Genomic DNA, 12,952 nt, shown 5'->3' with positions numbered 1-12,952 from the left:
GTCGCGGGTGCTCACACCAGCGCATCGGAGACCCCCAGAGCGCGCAGCATGGTGCGGAACTTGGCGGAGGTCTCGGCCAGTTCCGCCTCGGGGTCTGAGCCGGTGACGATGCCGGCGCCGGCGTACAGGCGCAGGGTGTGCTCGGCCACCTCGGCGCAGCGGATGGCCACCGCCCACTCGCCGTCGCCGGCGGCGTCGGTCCAGCCGGCGAGCCCGGCGTAGAAGCCGCGGTCGAACGGCTCCAGCTCCTCGATCATCCGGCGTGCCCCGCTCTCGGGCGTGCCGCAGACGGCGGGAGTCGGGTGCAGGGCGGCGGCCAGCGTGAGCACGCGGGTGCCGGGGTCGCGCAGCGTGCCGGTGACGCGGGTGGACAGGTGCCACATGCTCTCGGTGGAGGTCAGCTCGGGCGTGCCGGGCACCTGAAGGCCCGAGCAGTACGGCGCGAGCGCGTCGGCGACGGCCTCCACGACCAGCCGGTGCTCGCGCAGGTCCTTGGCGGAGGCGGCCAGCGCGGCGGCCCTGCGCCGGTCCTCGGCGGGGTCGGCGGAGCGGGCCGCCGAGCCGGCCAGCGGGTTGCTGACCACCGCGCGGCCGTGGCGGGAGACCAGCAGCTCGGGGCTGGCGCCAGTGAGCGTACGGCCGCCGGGCAGCGGCGCGGCGAAGGAGTAGCCGTGGCCGAGCAGCGGCCGCAGCAGCCCCGGCAGGTCGATCGGCTCGTCGGAACGCAGCTCCACGGTCCTGGCGAGCACGACCTTGGCCAGGTCGCCGCGTTCCAGCTCGGCCAGCGCCTCGCGCACCGCGGCGGCGTAGGCGGCCGGCTCGGGCACCCGCCTGCTCCACCAGCCGCCGCTGACCAGGGGGGCGGCGCCCGGCGGGAGCGGCGGCGACCAGGTCTCGGACTCGGGCAGGATCAGGTGAGCCGTGCCGTCGAAGCCGATGGCCCCGGCGGCCGGCCCGTCCACCCGCCCGGCCAGGTCGGCCAGGTCGCCGGCGGCGACGCCGCGCACCCCGCGGGTGAGCAGCGTGCCGCGGGCGGAGGCGAACAACACCGACTCCGCGCGGTCGTAGCCCGCCAGCGGATCCGCCGCGGTTGTCAGCAGATGCAATGTAGGTCCAATCTCGTCAGGCGCGAAGGGTCGCGCCGCCGTCCACGAGGAGGTCGTGCATGGTGATGTGCCTGGCCCGCTCCGAGCAGAGGAACACCACGGCGTCGGCGACGTCGGCCGGGTCGGCCACCCGGCCGAGCGGGATGCCGACGCGGAAGGCGGCCGGGTCGCCGTGCAGGGTGGCCGACAGGGCCTCGTCGGGGTCGGCGCCGGCCCACAGCGCGCGCAGCATGGCGGTGTCGGTCGAGCCGGGTGAGACGACGTTGCACCTGATGCCGTGCCGGGCCACCTCCAGGCCGAGGCAGCGGGTGAACATGCGGGCCGCCGCCTTGGATGCCGCGTAGGCGGCCATGCCGGCCCGTGGCACGCCGGCGGCGTTGGAGCCGACGGTGACGATCGCGCCGCGCCGCCGTGGCGTCATCCGGCGGGCGACGGCCCGGGAGGCGTGGAAGACGCCGTCGGCGTTGACGGCGAAGCTCTGCCGCCAGTGGTCGTCGCCGGTCCCGTCCACCTCGCCGGGCAGCAGCACGCCGGCGACGTTGACCAGGATCGCGATCGGGCCGAGGTCTCGTTCGACCGCGGCGACGACCCGTTCGACGTCGCCCGCGTCGCGTACGTCCATGCGGTACGGCAGCCCGTCGCCGCCGTTCGCCGGTCGCAGGTCGGCCGCGGCGACCTTGGCCCCGGCCTCGGCCAGGGCGGCGCAGACGGCCGCTCCTATGCCTTGGGCCGCGCCGGTCACCAAGGCGACGCCGCCGTCTATCCCGTCCATTGCGGCAAGCCCTCCCCGAATGTTTTAGTTAGGTAAGCCTTGCCTAATTTGAAGGTAAAGTTCCTGTCTGTCAAGGGCGCTGTCCGGGACCGGCGGCGACCGCCCCGAGGGCCGCACGAGGAGCGAGATCGGTGATGTCACCGCAGGTCAGAGACGTGAACACGAAAAAGCGGCGTGGCCGCGGCCCGAAGGCCGCGGCCACGCCGCCGGTCGTGCGTCTACTTGACGGCGCCGAGCGCCAGACCTCCGACGAAGTGCCGCTGGAAACGCAGGAAAACCGCCGCCGTGGGCACCGCGGCGATGACGCTCCACGAGGAGACGTACTGGCCCTGGAGGGAGAGCAGGGCCGGGGTGATCGGCATCTTGGTGTCGGTACGGGCGCGCCGCCCGCCGGGCCGGCCGTCCGGTTCTTACAGGGCGTAAATATGTTTCCTGACAGCACCGAAAAGGCCGGTCCGAACTTTTCATGAGTCCGGATCGAGCTGTTTACGATCTTTTTCCCCAGGAGCATCAGTCCAGGTCAGCAACCCATCAGGGACGGCCACGATCCTGCCTACGCCTATTACTCCCGGTCAAAAAATCAGTATGAGAGCCTCTTGCCCTCCTTGGGGATTTTGTTCATATTTGCGGGCAAGTCACCCCACCCTCAGGAGGCTCCAGTGAGCATCCATGGCTTACGAATCCGGCGCGGCGCACTGATCGTCGCCACCGCCGGACTCCTCACCGGCGCGTTCACGGGCGTACCCGCCCAGGCTTCGCCCGCGCCGGCCCAGCCCGCCGCCGACCCGGCCGCCGCCGCGGCCGCGTTGGAGGGGCAGCTCGGCGCCCGCACCGCCGGCTCCTACTTCGACCAGGCGCAGGGCAAGATGGTCGTCACCACCACCGACGCCGCCGACGCCGAGGCCATCACCGCCTCCGGCGCCGTACCGCGCGTCGTCTCCCGCAGCGGCCCCTCTCTTGAGGCCATCATGTCCTTCCTGGACCGTACGGCCGCCGTCCCCGGCACCGCCTGGGCCGTCGACACGGCCGCCAACCAGGTCGTCGTCTGGGTGGACAGCACCGTCGCCACCACCGCGCGCACCAAGGTCCAGATCGCGGTGCAGCAGGCCAACACCCAGGCCGCGGCGGCCCAGGGTCAGGGCGCGGCGGCCACGCCCGCCGTACGCGTCGAGAACGAGCCCGGCAGGTTCAGCCTGTTCATCCAGGGCGGCGACGCGATCTACGGTGGCCAGTACCGGTGCTCGCTCGGCTTCAACGTGGTCAGCGGTTCGACCTACTACTTCCTGACCGCCGGCCACTGCGGCAACATCGCCTCCACCTGGTATTCCAACTCCGGAAAGACCACGACCCTGGGCAACACCTCGGGCTCCAGCTTCCCCGGCAACGACTACGCCATCGTCCGCTACACCAACACCAGCATCGCCCACCCGGGCGGCGTTGACCTCTATGGCGGCTCCCGTGACATCACCAGCGCGGGCAACGCCTACGTCGGCCAGTCGGTGCAGCGCAGCGGCAGCACGACCCGCGTGCACAGCGGCTCGGTGACGGCGCTCAACGCCACCGTCAACTACGCCGAGGGCACCGTACGTCAGATGATCAAGACGAACGTCTGCGCCGAGGGCGGCGACAGCGGCGGCGCCCTGTTCTCCGGCGGCATCGCGCTCGGCCTGACCTCCGGCGGCAGCGGCAACTGCACCAGCGGCGGCACGACGTTCTTCCAGCCGGTCACCGAGGCGCTGAGCGCCTACGGGGTGAGCGTCTTCTGATCACCGGCTCCACCGTGCGGGCCGCGTGCGCACGCGGCCCGCACGTTTACGTCAAGAAACCTATACAAACCAGACAAAACACCATAATGTTGGCATCGCCCCGGTCGGCAGCGACTGGGGCGCCAAATCTTCTCCGCCGGCGCGTGCGACGACCGCCCCCGGCGGCCCCTCGCTCGGAAACCCCCCCTCCGGGCGAGCTCGACCCCCTTAATTACGCCTCGTAACGACTGTGTTACTGTCCGCGTTATGAACAAATCGGCCACTGAGCGGCAGATAGAAATACTCTGGCCCACCATCGGCGTATCGGTCACAGCAGACCTCGACGGCCGCAACAGCGACCTAGCCGACGCGTTGTGGCAGACCCTGCCGTACCGAAGCCTGCAAGGCCACGCCCTCGTGGCGGGCCACCACCTCTACCACCTGGCCCCGCTGCCCGAGCTGCTGCACGTGCCGGCCGTGCACAAGATCGACCGGCGCATCGCGCCGGACGGCTCGGTGTTCTGCTCCCGCCTGCAGCACCTCGGCATCAAGTACGGCCCGCTGAGCGAGCCCATGCCCGCCACGCCCATCGGCACCGTCCGCGAGGAGGACCTCGACGCGCTGGCCGAGGCCGGCCAGGCGGTGTGGCAGTCGGTGTACTCCGGCGGCCAGCCGGTGATCGTCGAAGTACGCAGGGCCGGCGACGGCGGCGGCCACCAGCTCCGGCGGCCGACGGCCCAGGACGCCGAGGCGGACCGCCTGCTCGCCGAGCTGCACGACGAGATCGAGCGCATCTGGCTCGACCCGCCGCAGGAGCTGGTCGACCTGCACGAAGGCAGGATCGCCTCCGGCGCGGGCAGCTTCGGCACCACGCTGACCACGATGCTGTTCGTCAACGGCGAGACCCGCCCGCTGGGCTACTGCTGCTACTCCGGCCTGGTCCGGGCGGCCCAGCAGCAGCAGCTCCCGCTGGAGTTCCTGCAGCAGATGGCGCGCATCATGGCCGCCACACCGGCCGAGTTCCTCGGCTACTGCGGCCTGAACAAGCTGCACGAGTTCACCGAGCGCGCGCTGGAGGTCGCCGACCAGCTCCAGGACCGCGAGGACTTCGTCGCGCTGATGGCCCACATGGCCCTGTACGTCAACTGCCTGGGCGCCTGGAACCTCCAGCTCTTCCCGTGGCAGGTGGACGAACACCTGCGCTCGGACGGCACGGTGGCCCCGGTGGCACGTCCGGTGCCGGGCCGGGTGTCGGGCTCGCTGCTGCCTCCCGTACCGGACGGGACGGTGGCCCCGGCATGAGCCGGCCCGACCGGGCCGAGGTGGTGGTCATCGGGGGCGGCGTGATCGGCCTGTCGATCGCGGCCCACCTGGCCGAGGCGGGGATCGAGACCGTCGTCCTGGAACGCGACGACCTGGCATCCGGCGCCTCCAAGGCCACCGCGGACGTGCTGCGGGCCTACTTCTCGGGTGATCCGGTCAGCTCGGCGATGGCGGTGCGCAGCCTGTCCGCGTACCAGTCGTTCCCGCGCTGGCCCGGCGCCGAGCTGCCGCTGCGGCAGGTGGGCTACCTCGTGCTGTTCACCGAACGGGAGCAGGTGAACAGGTTCGAGGCCGAGCTGCCCGCGCAGCGGGCCGTGGGCGTGGACGTGTCGCTGATCGGGCCCGAGGAGGCCCGGCGGCTCAACCCGCTGGTCGAGGAGCCGTCGCTGCTGGCGGCCGCGTGGTCGCCGCAGGCGTTCGTGAGCGACACGGCCGCGATCGTGGAGGCGTACGCGGAGGGGGCCGCGCGGGCGGGGGCGTCGCTGCGCACCGGCTGCCCGGTCACCGCCGTGGACCCGGCCACCGGGCGGATCGAGACGGCGGACGGCACGCTCACGGCGGAGGCGATCGTGTGCGCGGCCGGGGCCTGGTCGGGCTGGATCGCGTCGGCGGCGGGCCTGGACCTGCCGCTGACCGGGCCGGCGGTGCAGGAGCTGTTGACCACCGGCCCGCTGCCCGAGATTCCCGACATGCCGGTCACTCTGCACGCCGCCAGCGGGCTGCTGATCCGCCGGCGCGACGACCGGATCCTGATCGGCATGGGCAACCCCGGCACCGACCGGGACGCCTGGTTCGCCAAGGCCAGGACGCAGCTCGCCACCACGTACCCGGGTCTGGACCTGTCCGGGCTGGAGACGGCGGTGCGCGGCCCCAGGGACGCCAGCCCCGACCGGTCGGCCTTCATCGGCCGGCTGCCCGGACCGCCCGCGTTCCTGTACGCCACCGGGTTCTCCGGCCACGGGCTGTGCAACGCCCCGGCCGCCGGGGAACTGGTCCGCGACCTGTACCTGGGCAACGACCCCTCGGACGTGTTCGGCTTCGACCCGGCCGAGCTGTCGGCGACCGCGCGGCGACGCTCCCGCTGAGAGCCCGCCCGCAACGCCAGCCGTACCCGCAGCGCCCGCAGCCTCCGTCGCACCCGCCGTGCCCACCGCGCCGGCGGGTGCGGCGGGAGGGGGCGGCGGGGGGGGCGGCTCATCCTTTCCGCGTTCAATGCGTGACGTTGCCGCGGGTTGACACGCCTGCGGGTACGACCGGATCCGGGGGGACATCGCATGACCACGAATCCGTACGCCACTTCGCCCTTCAGCTACGCGACCGAGCCGACGGCGGCGCCGTACTCGATCGTCGAGTTGATGCCCGGCGCCCGTAACCTGATGCACTACCTGCGGGTGGCGCCGGGCGAGCGGGTGCTGGTGCTGGCCGAGCACACCGTCGATCCGGTCGTCGTCCAGGCCATCGCGGCCGCGGCCGCCTACCGCGACGCCGACGTGCACATCCTGTCGGTGGCGCCGTTCAGCCCCGGCGGCTGGGACAGCGGGGCCGGGCACCACGTCGAGCGGGCCGCCGTCGGGGCGTCCGACGTCGTCGTCGCCTGCACCTGGTGGGGCGAGGTGCACACCGCGCCGCTGTTCTTCGACGAGATCAGGGCCCTGCCGGTGCGGTTCGCGTCCCTGCACATGAGCGCCACGGCCGGCGCGCTGCTCACCGGCGCGCGCTTTCCCAACGAGGTCTTCTACGCCCTGGTGCACCTCATGCTGCAGAAGCTCTCCACGACCGGGAAGATCCGGATCACCTCGGCGGCCGGCACCGATCTCACGCTGTCCGGGCTGACCCTCATGCCGGACGAGGAGCCGCCCGGCCCCGGCCAGTGGCGGCCCTTCCCGTACGGGGGCGTCAACTTCTGGCCCTCCGAGGCCGAGGGCGTGCTCGTCGTCGAGGACTGCACGGTGACCGGCGTGCCCGAGGAGCCGCTGCGCGTCGTCCTGTCCGGCAACGTGGTCCAGGAGATCGCGGGCGGGACGGCGGCCGACCGGCTGCGGCGTTTCTCCCCCGGCGGCTTCTACCTGCGCCACGCCCTGATCGGGCTCAACCCGAAGGTGCGTGTGGCGGGCGGCACCCAGTTCGAGCGGGAGAAGCACGCCGGCGCGTTCTACTGCGGCCTCGACGCGCTCACCGGCGGCGTGCCCGTCACCGACGCGCCCGGCTTCGCCCACTGCGACTGCCAGGTCGACCGGCCCACCCTGTACGCCGACGACGAGCCGCTGATCGACAACGGCCGGCTCCTGTTGCTCGACGACCCCGAGATCCGCCGCGTGGCCGAGAGGTTCGGCCCGCCGGACGTGATCCTCGACGACAACCCGGTCATGGTCCTCCCCCGCCGCTACAGCGGGGCGACGTCGAGCCGATGACCGTCAGACCGTACCGACAGACAGGATGACCATGGATCCCGAGTTCGTTCTCGACCCGGCCACCCTCGACCTGCACGCGAGCGACGAGCTGCTGCGCCGGGCCGGTTCGCTCGTCCCCGTACTGGTCGAGGGGGTGCGGGCCTGGGCCGCCACCAGCCACTCGACGCTGGAGGCGGTGCTGTCCCATCCGGCCATGACGCGCGACATCCGGTACTGGGACGCCGAGGCCCGCGCCGCGGCGCCGCAGGGCACGTCCCTGATGCGGCTGGTCACCGACGCGTCCATGCTCAACGCCGACGGCGAGGAGCACCGGCGGCTGCGCGGCCCGCTGGTCAAGCTGTTCAGCGCGCGCCAGGTGCAGCGGATGGAGCCCTGGATCACCTCCATCGTCGGCGACCTGCTGGAGGAACTGGCGGCCCTGCCGCCGGACGAGCCGATCGACCTGCGGGCCGAGTACGCCTACCCGCTGCCGCTGCGCGTCATCGTCGAGATGCTCGGCATCCCCGACTCCCACCGGGAGCCCCTGCGCGCGCTCACCGACCAGGTGGTGCAGCTCGCCCAGAGCCCGCCGGACTCCTCCGAGGGACGCAGGGCGCTGTTCGAGATGGTCGGCGAGATCATCGAGCTGCGCCGCGCCACGCCCGGCGAGGACCTGACGAGCGAGCTGATCGCGCTGCACGGGCAGGGACAGCTCGACGACGCCGAGCTGCGCGACACCGTGCAGGTGCTGCTGATCGCCGGGCACGTGACGACGATCAACCTCATCGCGCACGCCGTACGCGCCCTGCTGGGCCGGCCCGCTCAGCTTGAGCTGCTGCTCTCAGGGGCCGTGCCGTGGAGCGCGGCCGTGGAAGAGGCCCTGCGCTGGGAGTCGCCCAACGCCTACTTCCCGATGCGCTACGCCATGGAGGACCTGGAGATCGAGGGTGTCCGGCTGCGGGCGGGCGAGGCCGTCCTCGCTTGCTTCTCCGCCGCCGGCCGCGACCCCGAGCGGTACGGCGACAACGCCGCCGACTTCGACGTGACCAGGCCGTCCGTGCCGCACCTGGCGTTCGGGCACGGGCCGCACTTCTGCCTCGGCGCGCCGCTGGCCCGGCTGCAGGCCGAGGTCGCGCTGCCGGCGCTGTTCGCGGCGTTCCCGGAGCTGCGCGCGGCCGGACCCGCCGACGACCTGCCCCGGCTCACCTCCCTGCTGGACAACGGCATACGCGGCCTGCCGGTGCTGCTCGGCCCGCCCGCCTCCCGCTGAGGCCCGCGACAGGCCGGCGGCAGGCCGGTGACGTCCGGTTTCTCCGAATGTGCGGATTGTCCGGGGGTGGTTTCTCAGAAAGTGCCGCATCCCCATCCGTCCGTTGCGACGCCTGTGTCAGGCGTTTTTAGATGAATGAGCATCCGCGCTCGGGAACCGGACCGACCTCCAGGGGTTCATTCATGCACACGCCCATCGCCCCCATAGGCGCGCACAACCTGCTCGTCTTCCTGCTGCAAGTCGGACTGATGCTCGCGCTCGCGCTGGCACTCGGGGCGCTCGCGGCCCGGTTCCGGCTGCCCGCCGTGGTGGGCGAGCTGTTCGCCGGGGTCGTACTCGGGCCGTCGATCCTGGCGCACGTCGCGCCGGACTTCCAGCGCTGGCTCTTCCCCGCCGACCCCGGCCAGTTCCACCTCCTGGACGCCGTCGGGCAGATCGGCGTGCTGCTGCTGGTCGGGCTGACCGGCATCCACATGGACCTGGGGCTCGTACGGAAGCGGGCGGCGACCGCGGCCGGGGTCAGCGCGGGCGGGCTGCTCATCCCGCTCGGGCTCGGCATCGCGACCGGGTTCCTGCTGCCCAAGGCCATCGTCCCCGAGGGCACCGACATGACGGTGTTCGCGCTGTTCATGGGCGTGGCGATGTGCGTGAGCGCGATCCCCGTACTGGCCAAGACCCTCATCGACATGAAACTGCTGCACCGCAACATCGGCCAGCTCACCCTCACCGCCGGGATGATCGACGACGCGTTCGGCTGGTTCATGTTGTCGATCGTCAGCGCCATGGCCGTCAACGCGGTCACCACGGGCACCGTGCTCACCTCGCTGGCCTACCTGATGGTCATCGTCGTCCTGGCCCTCACCGTCGGGCGTCCGCTGGTGCGCGGCGCGATGCGGCTGGCCGCCAGGTCCCCCGAGGCGGGCCCGACGGTCGGGACGGCGGTCGTCCTCATCGTGCTCGCCTCGGCCGGGACGCACGCGCTCGGCCTGGAGTCGGTCTTCGGCGCCTTCGTGATGGGCATGCTCATCGGCAGCGCGGGCCGCGTCGACCCGGCCCGGCTCGCCCCGCTGCGCACCGTGACCCTGTACGGCCTGGCCCCCGTCTTCTTCGCCACCGCCGGCCTGCGCATGGACCTGACCGCCCTCGCCCGCCCGCCGGTCCTGCTGGCCGGCCTCGCCGTACTGGCCGTGGCGATCGTCGGCAAGTTCCTCGGCGCCTACGCCGGCGCCCGCCTCAGCAAGCTCAACCGCTGGGAGGCCCTCGCCCTCGGCGCCGGACTCAACGCCCGCGGCGTCATCGAGGTCGTGGTCGCCATGGTCGGGCTGCGGCTGGGCATCCTCAGCGTCGAGGCGTACACGCTGGTGGTCCTGGTCGCCATCGTCACCTCCCTGATGACCCCGCCCATCCTGCGCGCCGCGATGTCCCGGGTGGAACAGACCGCCGACGAGGAGATCCGCGAAACCGCCCACCGCGCCTGGACCACCACCGGCACCAGCACCTCCGCCTGACTCCCCCGCCCTATAGGCCGCCCGGTACGGCTACTGAGCCGAGGCGGGTGGGCGGTCGGGGTCGGACAGGGCGGTGCGGAGGTCGGTGCGGGCCTTGATGCCGAGTTTCATGAAGACCTTGCGCAGGTGGTATTCGGCGGTGCGGTCGCTGATGAACAGGCGGGCGCCGATGTCGCGGTTGGTGAGCCCTTCGCGGGCCAGGCGGGCGACGTTGAGCTCCTGGTCGGTGAGGCGGGCCGCCGGTTCGTACGGGCGTGCGCGCGGCGCCTGGCCGAGCGCGCGCAGCTCGCGGGCGGCGCGTTCGGCGAAGCCGTTCAGGCCGCAGCCGGACAGCGATTCGTACGCGGCCCGAAGCTGCTCGGCGGCCTCGGCGCGCCGGTCCAGGCGGCTCAGTTCCTCGCCGAGGAGCAGGCGGCAGCGCCCGACCATGATCGGGATGCGTTCCCGTTCGAAGCGTTCGATCGCCTCCCGGTACAGGGGCTCGGCCGTGCCGGGCGGGCCGAGCTGCGCCCTCGCCATCGTCAGCACGGCGCGGGCCCAGTTCGTGCCCACCGGCCGGGTGACGCCCGCCAGTTGCTCGAACGCCTGCTCGGCGAGCGCCTGCTCGCCGGTGTGGGCGGCCGCCTCCACGAGTTCGAGCAGGGTACGCATGGCGTGGCTCAGCTCGTGCGTGTACGGCAGCTCGCGCCGCCCCGCCTCGACGGCCTCGGCGAACCGGCCCAGCCCGTTGTAGAGGATGGCCTGCGAGAAGTTGACCGCGCTCAGCCCGTAACCCTCGCCGCGCGCGTACGAGTCGGCCCGGATCCGCGCCGCCAGCCGTTCCGTCTCGCCGGCCTGTCCCCGGTACGCGGCCAGGAAGAGCCTTCCGTACTGCGGCAGCGGGTGGCCGGTGACGTCCTTGATGGCGTCGATCTCGTCGCAGGACGCCTCGGCCGCGTCCAGGTCGCCGTCGACGGTCTGGGCCAGCATCAGCAGGCTCAGCGCGATCGGCAACACCGTGACGACGCCTTCGGCGCGGGCCAGCTCGACCTGCCGGTCGGCGAGGGCGCGCAGAGCGCGGGCGTCCCAGAGGTCCTGGGCGGCGCGGGAGGCGAACCACATCCAGTGCAGTTCCAGGGAGTCCGGGGCCTGTTCCAGGAACGCGCGCTGCGCCTGGCGCAGGGTCTCGATCGCGGCCTCCTGACCGTGGGCGGCCAGCAACGCCTGACCGCGCAGGATCAGGTCCCGCGCCCGCCCGCCCCCGGCCGTCCCGCCGTCAGGAGCTTCGGTGGCGGGAGCTTCGGTGGCGGGGGTGGCGCGCAGGATGGCGGTGGCCACGGCGGTCACCTGGGCGGCGTCGCCGAGCCGGCCGCCGTAGATCGCCGCCGCCAGCGCCTCGATGTAGGTGTCGCGGGCCAGCACCGGGTCGAGCCCTTCGAGTCCCTGGGCCGCGGCGAGGAGGAGCCCCGGCCCGCTGGCGTCGCGGCGGAGTGCGTACCCGGCGCGGGCGCGCAGCCGTACGACGAGGGCCTGCTGCAGCGTGGTCAGCGGATGGCCGCCGACGGTGTCGAGCAGGCGCAGGGCGGCCGCGGGCGCGCCCGCGTCGTGCTTGGCCTCGGCCGCCGCGATCAGCCGCTGCCCGCGCAGGACCGGGTCGGGCGTCAGCTCCGCCGCCCGTTCCAGGAACGCGGCCGCGGCGGCGGCTCCGCCACGGGCGCGCGCCCGGGCGGCGGAACGTTCGAGGTCGGCGGCGACCTCCTCGTCCGGGCGCAGCGTCGCGCTCGCCCGGTGCCAGGCCTGGCGGTCGGGGTCGCGTCCGGCGCCGGTGGCGTCGGCGAGGGCGGCGTGCACGCGCCGCCGCCACTCCTGGGACGCCGTACGGTAGACCGCCGACCGGACGAGCGGGTGCCGGAAGCTGACGCGCGCGCCGACGGTGAGCGCGTCGGCCTCCTTGGCGGCGTCGAAGTCCGCCTGGCCGAGCCCCAGCGCCGCGCTCGCGCGCCACAGCAGGCCGGGATCGCCGGTCGGGTCCGCGGCGGCCAGCAGCAGCAGGAGGCGCGCCGATCCGGGCAGCGGCGCGAGCTGCGCGACGAGGCTCTGCTCGATGCGGCTCTCCAGCGGCATCGAGCCGGTCAGGGTGAAGCCGCCGGCGATCTCGGCCGGGCTCAGCGCCCGCGGCAACTCGCGCAGGGCGAGCGGGTTGCCGCGTGCCTCGGCGACGAGCTGGTCGCGTACGCGCCGGTCGAGGCCGCCGGGGACCGCCAGGCGCAGGAGCTCGTGCGAGTCGTCGTGGCCCAGTCCTTCGACGGCGAGCCGCGGGAGCCCGGTGAACACCGCGCCGACGGTGCGCATGGCGAGGACGACGGCGATCCCCTCGGCGTCGAGCCGCCGGGCGGCGAACGCGACCGCCCGCGCCGACGCCTCGTCCAGCCATTGGGCGTCGTCGACCACGCAGAGCAGCGCCCGGCCGTCCGCGGCCTCGGTGAGCAGCCCGAGCAGCGCGAGCCCGACGAGGAACGGGCTGGGCGCGCCGGCCGCGCGCAGGCCGAACGCCGCCTCGATCGCCTCCCGCTGCGGGCCCGGCAGGCGTACGACCGAGCCCATCATGGGCCCGCACAGTTGCTGGAGCCCCGCGTAGGCCAGCTCCATCTCCGACTCCCAGGCGACGACGCGCTCCACCCGGACGCCGGTCCCGGGCCGTGCCGCCACCATCCGGTCGAGGAGCGCGGTCTTGCCGACGCCGGCCTCGCCGAAGACGACGAGCGCGCCGCTGCGCCCGGCGCGGGCGCGCTCCACCAGCGCGTCCAGTTCCGCCAGCTCGCGATGCCGTCCCCGCAGTGGCCCGGTCTCGGTCACGGT

10 protein-coding genes are annotated in these 12,952 nt (G+C 73.2%); 6 read left to right on the top strand and 4 right to left on the bottom strand.

From position 1 onward, the window contains the following. Window positions 1–11 precede the first annotated feature (11 nt). The 3 genes from IEZ27_RS30065 to IEZ27_RS30055 form a co-directional block, all read right to left on the bottom strand. Window positions 12–1,106, bottom strand: coding sequence for an isochorismate synthase (locus IEZ27_RS30065; RefSeq protein ID WP_229824475.1), 1,095 nt, complete (start codon window positions 1,104–1,106; stop codon window positions 12–14). A gap of 16 nt (window positions 1,107–1,122) precedes the next feature. Beyond that, the gene (dhbA, locus tag IEZ27_RS30060) at window positions 1,123–1,878 is read right to left on the bottom strand and encodes a 2,3-dihydro-2,3-dihydroxybenzoate dehydrogenase (protein ID WP_189650331.1); all 756 of its coding nucleotides are present in this window, start codon (window positions 1,876–1,878) and stop codon (window positions 1,123–1,125) included. A 218-nt stretch (window positions 1,879–2,096) separates the two neighbouring features. Then, window positions 2,097–2,240, bottom strand: a complete 144-nt coding sequence (locus tag IEZ27_RS30055) for a hypothetical protein (RefSeq protein ID WP_229824474.1) — start codon at window positions 2,238–2,240, stop codon at window positions 2,097–2,099. A 297-nt stretch (window positions 2,241–2,537) separates the two neighbouring features. Here IEZ27_RS30055 and IEZ27_RS30050 point away from each other — a divergent pair, with 297 nt between their 5' ends. The 6 genes from IEZ27_RS30050 to IEZ27_RS30025 all read left to right on the top strand — a co-directional run bounded on the left by IEZ27_RS30050 (window position 2,538) and on the right by IEZ27_RS30025 (window position 10,114). Then, window positions 2,538–3,644, top strand: coding sequence for a S1 family peptidase (locus IEZ27_RS30050; protein ID WP_229824473.1), 1,107 nt, complete (start codon window positions 2,538–2,540; stop codon window positions 3,642–3,644). Between the two features lie 246 nt (window positions 3,645–3,890). Then, a complete protein-coding gene (locus IEZ27_RS30045; protein ID WP_189650330.1) occupies window positions 3,891–4,925 on the top strand; it encodes a cucumopine synthase-related protein in 1,035 nt (344 codons plus the stop codon). Next, window positions 4,922–6,031, top strand: a complete 1,110-nt coding sequence (locus IEZ27_RS30040) for an NAD(P)/FAD-dependent oxidoreductase (RefSeq protein ID WP_189650329.1) — start codon at window positions 4,922–4,924, stop codon at window positions 6,029–6,031. Before IEZ27_RS30045 ends, IEZ27_RS30040 begins: the two co-directional genes overlap by 4 nt. 189 nt (window positions 6,032–6,220) lie before the next feature. Then, window positions 6,221–7,357, top strand: coding sequence for a M29 family metallopeptidase (locus IEZ27_RS30035; protein WP_189650328.1), 1,137 nt, complete (start codon window positions 6,221–6,223; stop codon window positions 7,355–7,357). A 31-nt stretch (window positions 7,358–7,388) separates the two neighbouring features. Then, window positions 7,389–8,606 (top strand): cytochrome P450 family protein, encoded by a 1,218-nt coding sequence (locus tag IEZ27_RS30030; protein ID WP_189650327.1) that lies wholly within the window; start codon window positions 7,389–7,391, stop codon window positions 8,604–8,606. Window positions 8,607–8,788: 182 nt separating this feature from the next. Continuing rightward, entirely contained in the window at window positions 8,789–10,114 is a 1,326-nt protein-coding gene (locus tag IEZ27_RS30025; protein ID WP_189650326.1) for a cation:proton antiporter, read from the top strand. Between the two features lie 30 nt (window positions 10,115–10,144). Here IEZ27_RS30025 and IEZ27_RS30020 read toward each other — a convergent pair whose 3' ends face one another. Continuing rightward, a complete protein-coding gene (locus tag IEZ27_RS30020; RefSeq protein WP_229824472.1) occupies window positions 10,145–12,949 on the bottom strand; it encodes a LuxR family transcriptional regulator in 2,805 nt (934 codons plus the stop codon). Window positions 12,950–12,952: the final 3 nt, after the last annotated feature.

It is taken from the genome of Nonomuraea spiralis (genome assembly GCF_014648435.1).
Classification (GTDB): Bacteria; Actinomycetota; Actinomycetes; order Streptosporangiales; family Streptosporangiaceae; genus Nonomuraea; species Nonomuraea spiralis.
The sequence above is the reverse complement of the archived record's forward strand: the minus strand, read 5'-3'. Positions and strand labels throughout refer to the sequence as shown.